Origin of the sequence: Pseudomonas sp. TH32, from assembly GCF_016650855.1 — a bacterium.
In the GTDB taxonomy this organism is placed as follows: domain Bacteria; phylum Pseudomonadota; class Gammaproteobacteria; order Pseudomonadales; family Pseudomonadaceae; genus Aquipseudomonas.
In genome coordinates, this window is the sequence record NZ_JAEKFA010000002.1 from 6,287,812 (window position 1) to 6,306,510 (window position 18,699).

The window sequence follows — 18,699 nt, forward strand, 5'->3', positions numbered from 1 at the left end:
TCCTTCTATATAGAACAACTTTTCAGGAGCCCTGCATGAGCCTCATCCAGCATTTGATCAACGGCCAACTGGTGACCGAGAACGGTCGCACGGCTGACGTGTACAACCCGTCGACTGGCCAGGTGATTCACCAGGTGCCGTTGGCCAGCCGTGAAACCATTCAAAGTGCCATCGACTCGGCCAAGGCGGCGTTCCCGGCGTGGCGCAACACGCCGCCGGCCAAGCGTGCCCAGGTGATGTTTCGTTTCAAGCAATTGCTGGAACAGAACGAAGCGCGCATCTCCCAGCTGATCAGCGAAGAGCACGGCAAGACGCTGGAAGATGCGGCCGGTGAGTTGAAGCGCGGGATCGAGAATGTGGAGTACGCGTGCTCGGCACCGGAAATCCTCAAGGGCGAGTACAGCCGTAACGTCGGCCCGAACATCGACGCCTGGTCTGATTTCCAACCGCTGGGTGTGGTGGCCGGCATCACACCGTTCAACTTCCCTGCCATGGTGCCGTTGTGGATGTACCCGCTGGCGATCGTCTGCGGCAACTGCTTCATCCTCAAGCCGTCGGAGCGTGATCCAAGCTCGACATTGCTGATTGCACAATTGTTGCAGGAAGCTGGCTTGCCTAAAGGCGTGTTGAGTGTGGTGCACGGCGACAAAGGCGCCGTGGATGCACTGATCGAAGCGCCGGAAGTCAAAGCGTTGAGCTTCGTGGGCTCGACGCCGATTGCCGAGTACATCTATTCCGAAGCCACCAAACGCGGCAAGCGCGTACAGGCATTGGGCGGGGCGAAGAACCATGCGGTGCTGATGCCGGATGCGGACTTGGACAACGCGGTCAGTGCCTTGATGGGCGCGGCGTATGGTTCGTGTGGTGAGCGTTGCATGGCGATCTCTGTTGCCGTGTGTGTCGGCGACCAGGTGGCGGATGCGTTGATCGCCAAGCTGGTGCCGCAGGTCAAGGCGCTGAAGATTGGTGCGGGCACTTCCTGCGGGTTGGACATGGGGCCGCTGGTGACTGGCCAGGCGCGGGATAAAGTCAGTGGCTACATAGAAGAGGGTGTGGCTTCGGGCGCTGAGCTGGTGGTCGACGGTCGCGGTCTGAGTATTGCCGGTCACGAAGAAGGTTTCTTCCTGGGCGGCAGTTTGTTCGATCGTGTGACGCCGGAGATGCGCATCTATAAAGAAGAGATCTTTGGGCCGGTGCTGTGTGTGGTGCGGGTGAACAGCCTGGAAGCCGCCATGCAACTGATCAATGATCACGAATACGGCAACGGTACTTGCATCTTCACTCGTGACGGTGAAGCGGCGCGGTTGTTCTGTGACGAGATTGAAGTGGGCATGGTGGGTGTCAACGTGCCGCTGCCGGTGCCGGTGGCGTATCACAGCTTTGGTGGCTGGAAGCGTTCGCTGTTTGGCGACTTGCACGCTTATGGGCCGGATGGGGTGCGTTTCTACACCCGTCGCAAGGCGATTACCCAGCGTTGGCCGCAGCGGGCCAGCCATGAAGCGTCGCAGTTTGCCTTTCCCAGCTTGTAAGTTCGCGTAATAGAAGGCCGGCCCCTTGGGGCCGGCCTTTGCTTTTCCGGGCTTTTTTGACCGATATGACAGTATTGTGAAAAAAGGTGTTGACGGCAGATTCTGGAAGTCTATAATTCGCCCCACTTCCGGCGCACTCGAAACGGAAAACTCCTTGGTAAACAAAGAGTTATGTAGGTTTCGACAGTGAGCTGCTTCAGATATCGAAGCCTGGAAGAAGTTGATAGAGCGGTGTAGTTTAGCTCTGTTAACGGTTCGATCTTCTCGGTCGAAAGCGGAGAAAAAGAGGTGTTGACAGCAGCGTGTAACGCTGTAGAATTCGCCTCCCGCTAACGAGAGATCGGAAGCGCAAGTGGTTGAAGTTACAAAGGAAACTTTGAAAGCTTCTGAAAATAATCACTTGACAGCAAATGAGGCTGCTGTAGAATGCGCGCCTCGGTTGAGACGAAAGATCTTAACCAACCGCTCTTTAACAACTGAATCAAGCAATTCGTGTGGGTGCTTGTGGAGTCAGACTGATAGTCAACAAGATTATCAGCATCACAAGTTACTCCGCGAGAAATCAAAGATGTAACCAACGATTGCTGAGCCAAGTTTAGGGTTTCTTAAAAACCCAAAGATGTTTGAACTGAAGAGTTTGATCATGGCTCAGATTGAACGCTGGCGGCAGGCCTAACACATGCAAGTCGAGCGGTAGAGAGAAGCTTGCTTCTCTTGAGAGCGGCGGACGGGTGAGTAATGCCTAGGAATCTGCCTGGTAGTGGGGGATAACGTCCGGAAACGGACGCTAATACCGCATACGTCCTACGGGAGAAAGCAGGGGACCTTCGGGCCTTGCGCTATCAGATGAGCCTAGGTCGGATTAGCTAGTTGGTGGGGTAATGGCTCACCAAGGCGACGATCCGTAACTGGTCTGAGAGGATGATCAGTCACACTGGAACTGAGACACGGTCCAGACTCCTACGGGAGGCAGCAGTGGGGAATATTGGACAATGGGCGAAAGCCTGATCCAGCCATGCCGCGTGTGTGAAGAAGGTCTTCGGATTGTAAAGCACTTTAAGTTGGGAGGAAGGGCAGTAAATTAATACTTTGCTGTTTTGACGTTACCGACAGAATAAGCACCGGCTAACTCTGTGCCAGCAGCCGCGGTAATACAGAGGGTGCAAGCGTTAATCGGAATTACTGGGCGTAAAGCGCGCGTAGGTGGTTCGTTAAGTTGGATGTGAAATCCCCGGGCTCAACCTGGGAACTGCATTCAAAACTGACGAGCTAGAGTATGGTAGAGGGTGGTGGAATTTCCTGTGTAGCGGTGAAATGCGTAGATATAGGAAGGAACACCAGTGGCGAAGGCGACCACCTGGACTGATACTGACACTGAGGTGCGAAAGCGTGGGGAGCAAACAGGATTAGATACCCTGGTAGTCCACGCCGTAAACGATGTCAACTAGCCGTTGGGAGCCTTGAGCTCTTAGTGGCGCAGCTAACGCATTAAGTTGACCGCCTGGGGAGTACGGCCGCAAGGTTAAAACTCAAATGAATTGACGGGGGCCCGCACAAGCGGTGGAGCATGTGGTTTAATTCGAAGCAACGCGAAGAACCTTACCAGGCCTTGACATCCAATGAACTTTCTAGAGATAGATTGGTGCCTTCGGGAACATTGAGACAGGTGCTGCATGGCTGTCGTCAGCTCGTGTCGTGAGATGTTGGGTTAAGTCCCGTAACGAGCGCAACCCTTGTCCTTAGTTACCAGCACGTTATGGTGGGCACTCTAAGGAGACTGCCGGTGACAAACCGGAGGAAGGTGGGGATGACGTCAAGTCATCATGGCCCTTACGGCCTGGGCTACACACGTGCTACAATGGTCGGTACAGAGGGTTGCCAAGCCGCGAGGTGGAGCTAATCCCAGAAAACCGATCGTAGTCCGGATCGCAGTCTGCAACTCGACTGCGTGAAGTCGGAATCGCTAGTAATCGCGAATCAGAATGTCGCGGTGAATACGTTCCCGGGCCTTGTACACACCGCCCGTCACACCATGGGAGTGGGTTGCACCAGAAGTAGCTAGTCTAACCTTCGGGAGGACGGTTACCACGGTGTGATTCATGACTGGGGTGAAGTCGTAACAAGGTAGCCGTAGGGGAACCTGCGGCTGGATCACCTCCTTAATCGACGACATCAGCTGCTCCATAAGTTCCCACACGAATTGCTTGATTCATTGAAGAAGACGATAAAGAAGCAGCCCGAAATTGGGTCTGTAGCTCAGTTGGTTAGAGCGCACCCCTGATAAGGGTGAGGTCGGCAGTTCGAATCTGCCCAGACCCACCAATTTTGTGTGGGAAACGCCTGTAGAAATACGGGGCCATAGCTCAGCTGGGAGAGCGCCTGCCTTGCACGCAGGAGGTCAACGGTTCGATCCCGTTTGGCTCCACCACTACTGCTTCTGAAAGTTGAAAGCTTAGAAATGAGCATTCCATCATTGTGATGGTGAATGTTGATTTCTAGTCTTTGATTAGATCGTTCTTTAAAAATTTGGGTATGTGATAGAAAGATAGACTGAACGTTACTTTCACTGGTAACGGATCAGGCTAAGGTAAAATTTGTGAGTTCTCTTAGTTGAGAAATTCGAATTTTCGGCGAATGTCGTCTTCACAGTATAACCAGATTGCTTGGGGTTATATGGTCAAGTGAAGAAGCGCATACGGTGGATGCCTTGGCAGTCAGAGGCGATGAAAGACGTGGTAGCCTGCGAAAAGCTTCGGGGAGTCGGCAAACAGACTTTGATCCGGAGATGTCTGAATGGGGGAACCCAACCATCATAAGATGGTTACCTTACACTGAATACATAGGTGTATGGAGCGAACCAGGGGAACTGAAACATCTAAGTACCCTGAGGAAAAGAAATCAACCGAGATTCCCTTAGTAGTGGCGAGCGAACGGGGACTAGCCCTTAAGTGGCTTTGAGATTAGCGGAACGCTCTGGAAAGTGCGGCCATAGTGGGTGATAGCCCTGTACGCGAAAATCTCTTAGTCATGAAATCGAGTAGGACGGAGCACGAGAAACTTTGTCTGAATATGGGGGGACCATCCTCCAAGGCTAAATACTACTGACTGACCGATAGTGAACTAGTACCGTGAGGGAAAGGCGAAAAGAACCCCGGAGAGGGGAGTGAAATAGATCCTGAAACCGTATGCGTACAAGCAGTGGGAGCAGACTTTGTTCTGTGACTGCGTACCTTTTGTATAATGGGTCAGCGACTTATTTTCAGTGGCGAGCTTAACCGAATAGGGGAGGCGTAGCGAAAGCGAGTCTTAATAGGGCGTCTAGTCGCTGGGAATAGACCCGAAACCGGGCGATCTATCCATGGGCAGGTTGAAGGTTGGGTAACACTAACTGGAGGACCGAACCGACTACCGTTGAAAAGTTAGCGGATGACCTGTGGATCGGAGTGAAAGGCTAATCAAGCTCGGAGATAGCTGGTTCTCCTCGAAAGCTATTTAGGTAGCGCCTCATGTATCACTGTAGGGGGTAGAGCACTGTTTCGGCTAGGGGGTCATCCCGACTTACCAAACCGATGCAAACTCCGAATACCTACAAGTGCCGAGCATGGGAGACACACGGCGGGTGCTAACGTCCGTCGTGAAAAGGGAAACAACCCAGACCGTCAGCTAAGGTCCCAAAGTTATGGTTAAGTGGGAAACGATGTGGGAAGGCTTAGACAGCTAGGAGGTTGGCTTAGAAGCAGCCACCCTTTAAAGAAAGCGTAATAGCTCACTAGTCGAGTCGGCCTGCGCGGAAGATGTAACGGGGCTCAAACCATACACCGAAGCTACGGGTATCATCTTCGGATGATGCGGTAGAGGAGCGTTCTGTAAGCCTGTGAAGGTGAGTTGAGAAGCTTGCTGGAGGTATCAGAAGTGCGAATGCTGACATGAGTAACGATAATGGGTGTGAAAAACACCCACGCCGAAAGACCAAGGTTTCCTGCGCAACGTTAATCGACGCAGGGTTAGTCGGTCCCTAAGGCGAGGCTGAAAAGCGTAGTCGATGGAAAACAGGTTAATATTCCTGTACTTCTGGTTATTGCGATGGAGGGACGGAGAAGGCTAGGCCAGCTTGGCGTTGGTTGTCCAAGTTTAAGGTGGTAGGCTGGAATCTTAGGTAAATCCGGGATTCTAAGGCCGAGAGCTGATGACGAGCTAACTTTTAGTTAGCGAAGTGGTTGATGCCATGCTTCCAAGAAAAGCTTCTAAGCTTCAGGTAACCAGGAACCGTACCCCAAACCGACACAGGTGGTTGGGTAGAGAATACCAAGGCGCTTGAGAGAACTCGGGTGAAGGAACTAGGCAAAATGGCACCGTAACTTCGGGAGAAGGTGCGCCGGTGAGGGTGAAGGACTTGCTCCGTAAGCTCATGCCGGTCGAAGATACCAGGCCGCTGCGACTGTTTATTAAAAACACAGCACTCTGCAAACACGAAAGTGGACGTATAGGGTGTGACGCCTGCCCGGTGCCGGAAGGTTAATTGATGGGGTTAGCTAACGCGAAGCTCTTGATCGAAGCCCCGGTAAACGGCGGCCGTAACTATAACGGTCCTAAGGTAGCGAAATTCCTTGTCGGGTAAGTTCCGACCTGCACGAATGGCGTAACGATGGCGGCGCTGTCTCCACCCGAGACTCAGTGAAATTGAAATCGCTGTGAAGATGCAGTGTATCCGCGGCTAGACGGAAAGACCCCGTGAACCTTTACTATAGCTTTGCACTGGACTTTGAATTTGCTTGTGTAGGATAGGTGGGAGGCTTTGAAGCGTGGACGCCAGTTCGCGTGGAGCCAACCTTGAAATACCACCCTGGCAACTTTGAGGTTCTAACTCAGGTCCGTTATCCGGATCGAGGACAGTGTATGGTGGGTAGTTTGACTGGGGCGGTCTCCTCCTAAAGAGTAACGGAGGAGTACGAAGGTGCGCTCAGACCGGTCGGAAATCGGTCGTAGAGTATAAAGGCAAAAGCGCGCTTGACTGCGAGACAGACACGTCGAGCAGGTACGAAAGTAGGTCTTAGTGATCCGGTGGTTCTGTATGGAAGGGCCATCGCTCAACGGATAAAAGGTACTCCGGGGATAACAGGCTGATACCGCCCAAGAGTTCATATCGACGGCGGTGTTTGGCACCTCGATGTCGGCTCATCACATCCTGGGGCTGAAGCCGGTCCCAAGGGTATGGCTGTTCGCCATTTAAAGTGGTACGCGAGCTGGGTTTAGAACGTCGTGAGACAGTTCGGTCCCTATCTGCCGTGGACGTTTGAGATTTGAGAGGGGCTGCTCCTAGTACGAGAGGACCGGAGTGGACGAACCTCTGGTGTTCCGGTTGTCACGCCAGTGGCATTGCCGGGTAGCTATGTTCGGAATAGATAACCGCTGAAAGCATCTAAGCGGGAAACTAGCCTCAAGATGAGATCTCACTGGAACCTTGAGTTCCCTGAAGGGCCGTCGAAGACTACGACGTTGATAGGTTGGGTGTGTAAGCGCTGTGAGGCGTTGAGCTAACCAATACTAATTGCCCGTGAGGCTTGACCATATAACACCCAAGCAATTTGCTGACCTGAAAAGGCACCAGATTGCGGTGTGTGAAGACGAAATGAACCGAAAGTTCGATTCTTGCAAACACCGAAAGCTATCACATACCCAATTTGCTGAAGCGAGGCCAGCTGGCCACGACTCAGTACCCGAATTTCTTGACGACCATAGAGCATTGGAACCACCTGATCCCATCCCGAACTCAGCAGTGAAACGATGCATCGCCGATGGTAGTGTGGGGTTTCCCCATGTGAGAGTAGGTCATCGTCAAGATTAAATTCCAGAACCCCTGATTGCTAACGCGATCAGGGGTTTTGTTTTGGGCGGTCGAAAAGCATGGCAAGCGGCCCCAGGTGCTCCTCACTTGCAGCCTACGATTGCCTTCAATGCTAAAGTCCATCCCTCGATTTTGCTTTTCCCAAGGAAGCCGTTATGCCGGATGCGACGTCCCTCAGTGCTGGATTCATGGTGGTTCACGGCAACCGCCTGGATGAACTGCGCAGCCTGGTCGTCAGTTGGATGCGCCGTTATCCGCTGGCTCCCCTGGAAAACGAAATCGCCCTGGTACAAAGCAATGGCATTGCCCAATGGCTCAAACTGGCGCTGGCCGAAGACCCTGAAGATGACGACATGGGCGGCTGTGGCATCGCAGCGGCGATTGATGTGCAACTTCCTGGCAGCTTCATGTGGCAGCTCTATCGCATGGTCCTGGGCAAAGATGAGATTCCCCCCAAGTCCCTGCTCGATAAAGCCCCACTGACCTGGCGCCTCATGCGCCTGCTTCCCGAGCTGATCGACCAGCCGCACTTCGAGCCCCTGCAGCGTTTCCTGACTGATGACACTGATCTGCGCAAACGCTACCAACTGGCGGAACGTCTGGCTGACCTGTTCGACCAATACCAGGTTTACCGCGCTGACTGGCTGGAAGACTGGGCCGCGGGCCGCCATCAATTGCGCAATGGCCGAGGAGAATCCAAACCCCTGAGCCCGGCCAACTGCTGGCAAGCCGAACTATGGCGGGCGCTGCTGCTGGATGTCGGGGAGGAGGGCATGGCCCAGAGTCGCGCGGGTGTTCACCAGCGCTTTATCGAGCGCATCAACACCCTTGAACAAGCACCCGCTGGCCTGCCTTCCCGAGTAATCGTTTTTGGCATCTCTTCCTTGCCAGCCCAAGCCCTGGAAGCACTCGCCGGCCTCGCCCGTTTCAGCCAAGTCCTGCTGTGCGTGCACAACCCATGTCGCCACCATTGGTCCGACATCGTTGCCGACAAAGACCTGCTCCGAAACGAATACAAGCGCCAGGCCCGCAAAGCCGGAATGCCCGTCACTATCGACCCGCAGACCCTGCACCAGCACGCCCATCCCCTGCTCGCTGCCTGGGGCAAACAAGGTCGCGACTACATCAACCTGCTGGACAGCTACGACGACCCCAACAGTTACCGCTCGGCATTCCGCGACGGTCGCATCGACCTGTTCAGTGAGAGCGAGCCCACCACCTTGCTCAACCAACTCCAGGACGACATCCTCGAACTGCGCCCGCTCAACGAAACCCGCGAACGCTGGCCAGGCGTCGACCTGAAGCGCGACACCTCCATCCGCTTCCACATTGCCCACAGCGCCCAACGCGAAGTGGAAATCCTCCACGACCAACTGCTCCAGCGCTTCAGCGCCGACCCTACGCTGCGCCCGCGGGACATCATCGTCATGGTCCCCGACGTCGATAGCTACGCGCCGCACATTCGCGCCGTATTCGGCCAGCTTGAAAGAAGCGACCTACGCTTCATCCCCTTCACGCTGACAGACCAAGGCCAGCGCGGCCGTGACCCCTTGCTGATTGCCGTCGAGCACCTGCTCAAGCTTCCCGACAGCCGCTTCCCGGTCAGTGAAATCCTCGACCTGCTCGACGTCCCGGCGCTGCGAGAACGCTTCGCCATCAAGGAGCGTGACCTGCCGACCCTGCACCGCTGGATCGAAGGCGCCGGCATCCGCTGGGGCCTCAATGCCGAACAGCGCGCCGGCCTTGGCTTGCCCAATGAGCTGGAGCAAAACAGCTGGCGTTTCGGCCTGCGCCGCATGCTCTTGGGTTACGCCGTCGGCACCGGTGCTGCCTGCGACGGCATTGAGCCCTACGATGAAATCGGCGGCCTCGACGCGGCACTGATCGGCCCGCTGGTTGCACTGCTCGACGCACTGCACGACGCCCACCAGGCTCTGTCACAACCCGCCGCGCCGAGTGAGTGGGGCGAGCGCCTGCAAAACCTCATGCAGCTGTTCTTCCTCCCGAGCAACGAACATGACGACTACCTGCTGGGTCAGCTTGAGCAACTGAGAGAAACCTGGCTGGAGACCTGCGAGTCCGTCGGCCTGCACGACGAGTTACCCCTCACCGTAGTCCGCGAGGCCTGGCTGGCCGGTCTCGACCAGGGCCGGTTATCCCAACGCTTCCTTGCAGGGGCTGTCAATTTTTGCACCCTGATGCCCATGCGCGCGATCCCGTTCAAGCTGGTGTGCCTGCTGGGCATGAATGACGGCGACTACCCGCGCGCTCAACCGCCGCTGGACTTCGACCTGATGGGCAGCGACTACCGTCCAGGCGATCGTTCACGCCGCGAAGACGACCGCTACCTGTTGCTTGAAGCCCTGCTTTCGGCTCGCGACCAGCTCTACATCAGTTGGGTCGGCCGCAGTATCCGCGACAACAGTGATCGCCCGGCGTCCGTCCTGATCGGCCAACTGCGTGACCACATCGCCAGCGGCTGGCACGCCACAAACGGTGAGCCGCTCCTGGAAGCCACCACCCAGGAACACCCGCTCCAACCCTTCAGCGCCCGCTACTTTCATGAAGGTGACGAGCTGTTCAGCTACGCCCGCGAATGGCAGTTGCTCCACGCAACCCCGGACAGCTTCCCCGATACCGGCAGCCTGGCACCCTACACCCAGGAAGAACCGCTGAGCCTCGGCCAGTTGCAGGACTTCCTGCGCAACCCGGTCAAACACTTCTTCAGTCAGCGCCTGAAAGTATTTTTCGAAGCCGCTGAAGTCCCGTTGGAAGATGAAGAACCCTTCGTCCTCGACGCACTGCAGCGCTATAGCCTGAGCGATAGCCTGCTCGCCGCCGCGCTGACCCGGCCTGACAATCCCGACGAAGCCCTCAACGCCCAAGCCCTGCGCCTGCAAGGCAGCGGCTTGTTGCCAATGGTCGGTTTCGGCGAATGCCTGCGCAAAGAACTCATCGAGCCGTTGCCAGATCTGCTGCAGCGTTACCAGCAACTCCTGGCGCTCTGGCCCACGCCCTATGCCAGTGCTGAGCCGATCAGTTTTGAGCATCACGGCATTCAGTTGGAAGGTTGGATCAGCGGCCTGCATCAACGTAGCGACGGCGGCTTTCTAAGTGTCACCGCCATCCCCAACAGCATTGGCTCGATCAAGACCCGCAAGTGGCACCGCCTGATTCGCCCGTGGGTGAACCACCTGGTGGCCTGTGCTTGCGGGCTGCCGTTAAGCACCGGCCTGGTCGCCAGCGACGACACCCTGCTATTGGGCCCGCTGGAGCAAGCCACCGCCCAGGAACTCCTCGGTAACCTGCTGCTCGCGTGGAAAACCGGCATGAGTGAACCACTGCCAATTGCTGTTAAAACGGCGTTCGCCTGGCTCTCTCAAACCGACCCGGTCAAAGCCCACGCTGCCGCCAGCAAAGCCTACGAAGGCGACGGCCAAACCACCGACGGCGAGCGCCGTGAAAGCCCCGCGCTCACCCGCCAGTTTCCCGACTACGCCGCGCTGATGGCCAGCGAAGAGTTCGAAGGCTGGTGTGAAACCCTGTATCGACCGTTGGTCAACGCCTCCTGGCGATCACTCACCAGCGCGGAGGCCGGCGCATGAGCAGCACAAAACCCCTGGCCCTGGCATTCCCGCTCAAGGGCAGCCAACTGATCGAAGCCAGTGCTGGCACGGGCAAGACGTTCACTATCTCGGCGCTTTACCTACGCCTGGTGCTCGGCCACGGCGGGGACGAAGCGGGCTTCGGCCGCGAGTTGCTGCCGCCGCAAATCCTTGTGGTGACGTTCACCGACGCGGCCACCAAAGAGCTGCGTGAACGTATCCGTATCCGCCTGGCAGAAGCCGCGCGTTTTTTCCGCGAAGAAATCGAAGAGCCCGACGCACTGATCGCCGAACTGCGCGACCAATACGGCCCCGAGCAATGGCCAGGTTGCGCGAATCGCCTGGACATCGCCGCCCAATGGATGGATGAGGCCGCCGTTTCGACTATCCACAGTTGGTGCCAGCGCATGCTGCGCGAACACGCGTTCGACAGCGGCAGTTTGTTCACCCAAACCCTGGAAACCGACCACAGCGACCTGCTCGGCGAAGTGCTGCGCGACTACTGGCGACTGTTCTGTTACCCGATGCATGACGATGCGTTGAATTGGGTGCGCAACAATTGGGGCGGCCCGGCAGCCCTGATGCCACGGGTACGCGCGCTGTTCGGCAGTGAGCGGCCCACGGATGAAACTCGTGACCCCGCCGAGCTGATCAACGAATGCCTGCAGGAACGCCGCCAAGCTCTTGTCGCGCTCAAGGCCCCCTGGCAGCAATGGGCAGAAGAGTTGCGCACTATTTGCCTGCAAGCGGTCGCGGCTAAAGCCGTCGATGGTCGCAAGATGCAAGCCCGTTACTTCGAGCCCTGGTTCGAAAAAATCAGCGCCTGGGCCGCTGACGAGTCCCTCGAACAACTGGACATCGGCACCGGCTTCACCCGTCTGACCCCCGACGGCATGGCCGAAGCCTGGAAAGGCGAGCCACCGCACCATCCCGGTATCGACGCGATGGTTGGCCTCAAGGCCAGCCTCGACGCCTTGCCCACGCCCGATGCTGCCGTACTGCAACACGCCGCCGGCTGGGTAGGAAAACGCTTCGAAGAAGAAAAACGCCGACGCGCCGAAATGGGTTTCGACGACATGTTGATCCGCCTCAACGCTGCGCTCCAGGCCGACGGCGGCGAGCGTCTGGCGAGCGTGATCCGCGAGCAATTCCCGGTCGCCTTGATCGACGAATTCCAGGACACCGACCCGGTGCAATACAGCATCTTCGACAGCATCTACCGCATCGAAGAAAACCACCTCGACAGCGGCCTGTTCCTGATCGGCGATCCGAAGCAGGCGATCTACGCGTTCCGTGGCGCCGACATCTATACCTACCTGCGTGCACGGCAATCCACTACCGGCCGCCATCACACCCTGGGCACCAACTTCCGTTCGAGCCACGCCATGGTCGAGGCGGTAAACCATGTGTTCCAGCGCGCAGAAAAAGGCCGTGGCGCATTCCTGTTCCGTGAACCGGACGGGACAAATCCGGTGCCGTTCCAGTCGGTATTGTCCCAGGGCCGCAAGGAACAATTGCAGGTCAACGGTCAGACGTTGCCAGCGCTGAACCTCTGGCACCTGCCCACCGACCAGCCCATATCCGGCGTGCTCTACCGCCAACAGCTGGCCGCTTCCTGCGCCAGTCAAATCGTTGCATTGCTTAATGGCGGACAGCAGGGGACTGCCGGATTCCTGAGCAAAGACGGTAGCTTCAAAGGCGTACTGCCGTCAGACATCGCCATCCTCGTGCGCGACGGCAAGGAAGCCCAAGCCGTGCGCGGTGAGCTGGCGGCCCGTGGTGTGCGCAGCGTGTACTTGTCGGATAAAGACTCGGTGTTCGCCGCCCAGGAAGCCCACGACCTGCTGGCCTGGCTCAAGGCCTGCGCCGAGCCGGACGTCGAGCGCCCGCTGCGCGCCGCCCTGGCCTGCGTCACCTTGAACCTGTCGCTGCCGGAACTGGAGCGTCTGAACCAGGACGAACTGGCGTGGGAAAAGCGCGTAATGCAGTTCCGCGACTACCGCACGATCTGGCGCACTCAAGGCGTGCTGCCGATGCTGCGGCGCCTGCTGCACGACTTCAAATTGCCGCAAACCCTGATCACCCGCAGCGATGGCGAACGGGTACTGACCAACCTGCTGCACCTCTGCGAATTGCTGCAACAAGCGGCCGCGGAACTGGACGGTGAACAGGCGCTGATTCGCCACCTGGCCGAACATCTTGCGCTCTCCGGGCAGGCCGGTGAAGAGCAGATACTGCGGCTGGAAAGCGATGAGCAATTGGTCAAGGTGGTGACGATCCACAAGTCCAAGGGCCTGGAATACGACCTGGTCTTCCTGCCGTTTATCTGCTCGGCAAAACCGGTGGATGGCAGCCGCTTGCCGTTGCATTACCACGACGCAAACGGTAAATCCCAGGTCAGCCTCAGGCCCACCGCCGAGCTGATCGCCCAAGCCGACGACGAGCGCCTGGCCGAAGACCTGCGCCTGTTCTACGTGGCGCTGACCCGCGCCAAACACGCTTGCTGGCTAGGCATCGCCGACCTGAAGCGCGGCAATAACAACAGCTCGGTGTTGCATCTGTCGGCCCTGGGCTACTTGCTCGGCGGCGGTGCTTCACTGGGCGAGTCCGCTGGCTTGGCGCGCTGGCTGCTCGACTTGCAGGAAGGTTGCCCGGCACTGCATTACGCACAAATGCCCGAAGCCGAAGCGGTGGTATTCCACCCGCCGCGCAACGAAGCCACCTTGCTTGCGCCCCTGATGCCCAAACGCAAGGCGGCGGAAAACTGGTGGATCGCGTCCTACAGCGCCCTGCGTATCGGCGAAAGCATGAGCGCGGCCAGTCTCGAAGCGCCGGAAAGCCCACAAGCGCAGAAGCTGTTTGACGACGAACGCCTCGACCCGGATGCTCCGCGTGAAGTGCCGGCTTCCGGTGGTGATATTCACCGTTTCCCACGCGGACCGAACCCCGGCACCTTCCTCCATGGCCTGCTGGAGTGGGCGGGCGGTGAAGGCTTCAACGTCACCCCCGAAGCCATCGAAGATTCGGTCGCCCGTCGCTGCAACCGACGTGGTTGGGAAGGCTGGATCGGCACGCTGTCCGGTTGGCTTGGGCACCTGTTGCAGGCGCGGCTGCCCCTGGGCAACGGGCAGATGGCCCTCAGCGAATTGCAGCAGTACCAGATCGAAATGGAGTTCTGGTTCGCCAGCCACAAGGTCGATGTCCTCGCGCTCGACAAACAGGTGTGCCAGCACACGCACAATGGTGTGTCGCGGGTGGCCGCCGAGCCGGTGCTGCTCAACGGCTTGTTCAAAGGCTTTATCGACCTGACGTTCGAACACGAGGGCCGCTACTACGTGGCCGACTACAAATCCAACTGGCTCGGCCCCGATGATTCGGCCTACACACAACAGGCCATGGAGCTGTCGATCCTCGATCATCGTTACGACCTGCAATACGTGCTTTACCTGCTGGCCCTGCATCGTCAGCTCAAGGCACGGCTGCCGGACTACGACTACGACCGCCACGTCGGCGGGGCGTTGTACCTGTTCCTGCGCGGCACCCATTCCGCGAGCCAGGGCGCGTATTTCACCCGGCCACCCCGGGAATTGATCGAAAGCCTGGACCTGCTGTTCCAGGGCAAACCGCTACCACCCAAGGCCGAGCCCGCCTGGGAACAAGGAGTGCTGCTATGAGCCTGTCGCCGTTACCGCTAGAGGAACTTACGCCTCTGAGCCGCGCCGCCGACCTGGTGCAATTGCTCGATCTCTGGGTGCAGCGTGGCTGGCTGCGGGCACTGGACAAGGCGTTTGTCGGCTTCCTCCACGAACTCGATCCGCAGGCCGATCCCTTGGTGTTGCTGGCCGCTGCCCTGACCAGCCACCAACTCGGTCACGGCCATGTGTGTCTTGACCTGTTCGAAACCCTCAAGGCTCCGGATTTCGCCTTGTCGCTGCCGCCCGAAGGCGATGCACACACCGGCGCCATGCTGCTGCCCTCGCAGTTGCTCGATGGCCTGGACGGCGCCCACTGGTGCCACGCCCTGGCCGCGAGCCGCCTGGTGGCACTGGCCGTCGATGGCAGCGAAGACGCGCAAAGCCGGCCACTGGTGCTGTCGGGCAAACGCCTGTACTTGCGCCGTTACTGGACTTACGAACGGCGCATCGATACCGCACTGCGTCTGCGACTCGCCACCCGCGAAAGCGTCGCCGATGATCTGCCCGAACGCCTGAATCGCCTGTTCGACCAGGCCCCGCCGGACGGTGTTGTCGACTGGCAGAAACTCGCCTGCGCCTTGGCGACGCGCGGTGCATTCAGCATCGTCACTGGCGGCCCGGGCACCGGCAAGACCACGACGGTGGTGCGCTTGCTCGCGCTGTTGCAGGCGCCAGCGGTGGAAGCGGGCAGCGCATTGCGTATTCGTCTGGCCGCGCCCACCGGCAAGGCGGCCGCGCGCCTGACCGAGTCCATCAGCCAGCAAGTGCTGTCGCTGAAAGTGCCTGATGCGGTGAAGGACAAGATCCCGACCCAAGTCACCACTGTTCACCGTTTACTCGGCAGCCGGCCCGGAACCCGACACTTTCGGCATCACATTGGCAATCCGTTACCCCTGGATGTACTGGTAGTGGACGAAGCCTCAATGATCGACCTGGAAATGATGGCCAACCTGCTGGACGCCTTGCCGCCCCATGCCCGTTTGGTGCTGCTGGGTGACAAGGACCAGTTGGCCTCGGTTGAGGCCGGTGCGGTGCTGGGTGATTTATGCCGCGACGCCGAAGCTGGTTTCTACAGCCCGCAAACCCGCCAGTGGCTGCAACAGGTCAGCGGCGAAGACCTAGGCTCCAGCGGGCTGCAGGAAGACCTGGACGGTAGCCACCCCTTGGCGCAACAAGTAGTGATGCTGCGTTACTCGCGACGGTTTGGCGAAGGCAGCGGCATTGGCCAACTGGCCCGCTGGGTCAACCAGCAAAACGCCGAGCAGGCCCGCAAACTGCTGGCCGCCCGTAGCCACGCCGACCTGTTTTGCGTCAGCCTCAAGGGCGAGCACGACCATGCCCTGGAGCGCCTGGTGCTGGACGGGCACGGCGAGGGTGCCCACGGTTATCGCTATTACCTGAAGCTGCTGCAGACCGCGCGCCCGTCCCTCGACACGCCCCGCGACCACGAAGCCTGGACCCTCTGGGCGCAAAAGCTGCTGAAAGCCTTTGATGCGTTCCAGTTGCTCTGCGCCGTACGCAAGGGGCCTTGGGGTGTGGAGGGCTTGAACCAGCGCATCACCGCCGCGCTGCTCAGGGCCCGGCTGATCGACAGCGACCAGCAGTGGTACGAAGGCCGCCCGGTGTTGATGACCCGCAACGACTACGGCCTGGGCCTGATGAACGGCGATATCGGGATTGCCCTGAAACTGCCGGAAAGCGACGGCGGGCCGCAGGTACTGCGCGTGGCATTCCCGCGCAACGATGGCCAGGGCGGTGTGCGCTTTGTGCTGCCCAGCCGGCTCAACGATGTGGAAACCGTGTACGCGATGACGGTACACAAGTCCCAGGGTTCGGAGTTCACCCACACTGCACTGATCCTGCCGGATGCCTTGAACCCGGTGCTGACCAAAGAGCTGATCTACACCGGCATCACCCGCGCCAAGGACTGGTTCAGCCTGATCGAGCCCCGGGGCGGGGTGTTCGAAGAGGCGGTGCGCCGCAAGGTGAAGCGCTTGAGTGGGCTGATGCTGGAACTGGGCACTTGATCGCTGAATAAGCTGACCGATGGGTTATCTAAGTTTTCTGATCCAAATGTGTGATTTTTCTTAATAAAATGTCGGAATCCTCCCAGGTGTCGCCTCGGGGGTTTTCCGCCGTTGTGCTATCGTTGCGGCATCATCCCGAGAAGATCAAAGAGAATCGCTGCATGAACGTGGCTGTCTCGCCCACAGAGCGAAGTTTGAGCTGGAGACGAATGCTGCTGTTGGCGCTTCTGTGGGTATGCACGCCTCTCGCTTTTGCCCAGCCGCCTGCCGGCATCGCTGATCAACGGGCCAAGTCCGTCACTCAGGTCGTCCTCGGTATTCTCAGTTACGCCCGTTGGCCGGTAGAACCCGCGCAACTGCGCCTGTGCATTGTCGGGCCGACCCAATACACCGATGACCTGGTCAAAGGCACGACTCAGGCCACCGGCCGTCCGGTGGTGGTGCAACGGTTGCTGGCCGACCACCCGGACATCGCCAATGCCTGTGACGCCGTGTACATCGGCCAATTGACCAGCGATGAGCGCAGCCGCCTGTTCGCGTCACTGATCGGCCATCCGGTGCTCAGCATCAGCGAAGGCGGCGACCAATGCACTGTGGGCAGCCTGTTCTGTTTGCGGGTGGCCGATGAGCAGGTGTCGTTCGAGGTCAACCTCGACTCTGTTGCTCGCAGCGGTGTGCGCATTCATCCGAGCGTACTGCAGCTGTCCCGCCGTCGAGCGTCAGGGTCATGAGGTTCGGTAAAGCGCCGGTGCGCCCAACCTTGCGTTCGGTGATCGGTCGCGGGCACCTGAGCCTGGCACTGATGGCGGTCAGCATGGCCAGTATCTCCCTGACGCTGCTTGGCGTGCTGGCGCTGCGGGTGTATGCCGACCACAACCTGCACCTGATCGCCCGTTCCATCAACTACACCGTGGAAGCGGCCGTGGTGTTCAACGACAGTGCCGCGGCGACTGAAGCCTTGGCCGTGATTGCCTCGGAGGAAGAAGTGGCCGAGGCAGAAGTCTTCAACATTGAAGGCAAGCAGTTGGCGCATTGGGAGCGCCCGGAAACCGGGATGCTGTCCATGATTGAGCTGCACCTGGCGCACGCCCTGCTTGAACAACCCATCAGCCAGCCGATTTTGCACCAGGGCCAGGTCATCGGCAGCGTGCACCTGACCGGCCACGGCGGCAGCCTGCTGCGTTTTCTGCTCAGCGGGCTGGCCGGGATCCTGGTGTGCACCGCACTCAGCGCCTGGGTCGCGTTGTTCCTGGCGCGACGGCTGTTGCGCGGCATCACCGGGCCATTGCACAGCCTGGCCTCGGTGGCCCACGCCGCCCGCAGCGAGCGGGCGTTTGACCGGCGCGTGCCACCGGCGCAAATCGCCGAGCTCGACAGCCTGGGTAACGACTTCAACGCCTTGCTCGATGAGATGGAAGCCTGGCAAACCCACCTGCAAAGTGAAAACGAAACCCTCGCCCACCAGGCCAGCCACGACAGCCTGACCGGGTTGCCCAACCGCGCGTTCTTCGAAGGAAGATTGATCCGGGCCCTGCGCAGCGCCGCCAAACTCAACGAGAAAGTGGCGGTGCTGTTCCTCGACAGCGACCGCTTCAAAGACATCAACGACAACTTCGGGCACGCCGCCGGCGACGCGGTATTAGTGGCCGTGGCGGCGCGCGTGCGTGCGCAGTTGCGCGAAGACGATCTGGTGGCCCGCCTGGGGGGCGATGAATTTGCGATCCTGCTGTCGCCCCTGCACAAGCTGGAGGACGCCCAGCGCATCGCCGACAAAATCATCGCCAGCATGGATGCACCGATTCCTCTGCCCGGCGACACCCAGGTATTGACCTCACTCAGTATCGGCATCGCCGTCTACCCTGATCATGGCGCCACCCCGGGCACCCTGCTCAACGCCGCCGACGCGGCGATGTACCAGGCCAAACGGCTTTCCCAAGGTGGCCAGCAAACGGCGGAGTCGGAGTCCCTCGCCGTCAACATTCAACACAGGAGTTGATC

At 58.9% G+C, this 18,699-nt stretch carries 6 protein-coding genes, 2 tRNA genes and 3 rRNA genes; all 11 read left to right on the top strand.

Going from position 1 to position 18,699, the window contains the following annotated elements; all coding sequences use genetic code 11:
• Window positions 1-35 precede the first annotated feature (35 nt).
• Window positions 36-1,529 carry a CoA-acylating methylmalonate-semialdehyde dehydrogenase gene (locus JFV30_RS32420; RefSeq protein WP_201126085.1) on the top strand — a complete coding sequence of 498 codons (1,494 nt, stop codon included), beginning with the start codon at window positions 36-38 and terminating at the stop codon, window positions 1,527-1,529.
• Between the two features lie 625 nt (window positions 1,530-2,154).
• Window positions 2,155-3,691: ribosomal RNA gene (locus JFV30_RS32425) — 16S ribosomal RNA — on the top strand.
• A gap of 83 nt (window positions 3,692-3,774) precedes the next feature.
• Window positions 3,775-3,851 (top strand) — tRNA-Ile (locus JFV30_RS32430).
• 30 nt (window positions 3,852-3,881) lie between these two features.
• A tRNA-Ala gene (locus tag JFV30_RS32435) sits at window positions 3,882-3,957 on the top strand.
• Window positions 3,958-4,204: 247 nt separating this feature from the next.
• Window positions 4,205-7,098 (top strand): 23S ribosomal RNA (locus tag JFV30_RS32440).
• A 156-nt stretch (window positions 7,099-7,254) separates the two neighbouring features.
• Window positions 7,255-7,370: ribosomal RNA gene (gene rrf, locus JFV30_RS32445) — 5S ribosomal RNA — on the top strand.
• The 16S, 23S and 5S rRNA genes sit together here with 2 tRNA genes alongside, the layout of an rRNA operon.
• A gap of 159 nt (window positions 7,371-7,529) precedes the next feature.
• Complete coding sequence (gene recC / locus JFV30_RS32450; protein ID WP_201126086.1) at window positions 7,530-10,979, top strand: exodeoxyribonuclease V subunit gamma; 3,450 nt, start codon at window positions 7,530-7,532, stop codon at window positions 10,977-10,979.
• Window positions 10,976-14,653: an exodeoxyribonuclease V subunit beta gene (gene recB / locus JFV30_RS32455; protein WP_201126087.1), complete on the top strand. Its 3,678-nt coding sequence runs from the start codon at window positions 10,976-10,978 to the stop codon at window positions 14,651-14,653. The genes recC and recB overlap by 4 nt, the downstream gene beginning before the upstream one ends.
• Window positions 14,650-16,701 (top strand): exodeoxyribonuclease V subunit alpha, encoded by a 2,052-nt coding sequence (recD, locus tag JFV30_RS32460; protein WP_201126088.1) that lies wholly within the window; start codon window positions 14,650-14,652, stop codon window positions 16,699-16,701. The genes recB and recD overlap by 4 nt, the downstream gene beginning before the upstream one ends.
• A gap of 161 nt (window positions 16,702-16,862) precedes the next feature.
• Window positions 16,863-17,432, top strand: a complete 570-nt coding sequence (locus JFV30_RS32465) for a YfiR family protein (protein WP_029616047.1) — start codon at window positions 16,863-16,865, stop codon at window positions 17,430-17,432.
• Window positions 17,429-18,697, top strand: a complete 1,269-nt coding sequence (locus JFV30_RS32470) for a diguanylate cyclase domain-containing protein (protein ID WP_010174158.1) — start codon at window positions 17,429-17,431, stop codon at window positions 18,695-18,697. The genes JFV30_RS32465 and JFV30_RS32470 overlap by 4 nt, the downstream gene beginning before the upstream one ends.
• Window positions 18,698-18,699 lie beyond the last annotated feature (2 nt).

Coding starts and splice junctions, on each gene's coding strand:
- JFV30_RS32470 (WP_010174158.1), top strand. CDS start 17,429: ATGAGGTTCGGTAAAGCGCCGGTGCGCCCAACCTTGCGTTCGGTGATC.
- recB (WP_201126087.1), top strand. CDS start 10,976: ATGAGCAGCACAAAACCCCTGGCCCTGGCATTCCCGCTCAAGGGCAGC.
- recC (WP_201126086.1), top strand. CDS start 7,530: ATGCCGGATGCGACGTCCCTCAGTGCTGGATTCATGGTGGTTCACGGC.
- JFV30_RS32420 (WP_201126085.1), top strand. CDS start 36: ATGAGCCTCATCCAGCATTTGATCAACGGCCAACTGGTGACCGAGAAC.
- recD (WP_201126088.1), top strand. CDS start 14,650: ATGAGCCTGTCGCCGTTACCGCTAGAGGAACTTACGCCTCTGAGCCGC.
- JFV30_RS32465 (WP_029616047.1), top strand. CDS start 16,863: ATGAACGTGGCTGTCTCGCCCACAGAGCGAAGTTTGAGCTGGAGACGA.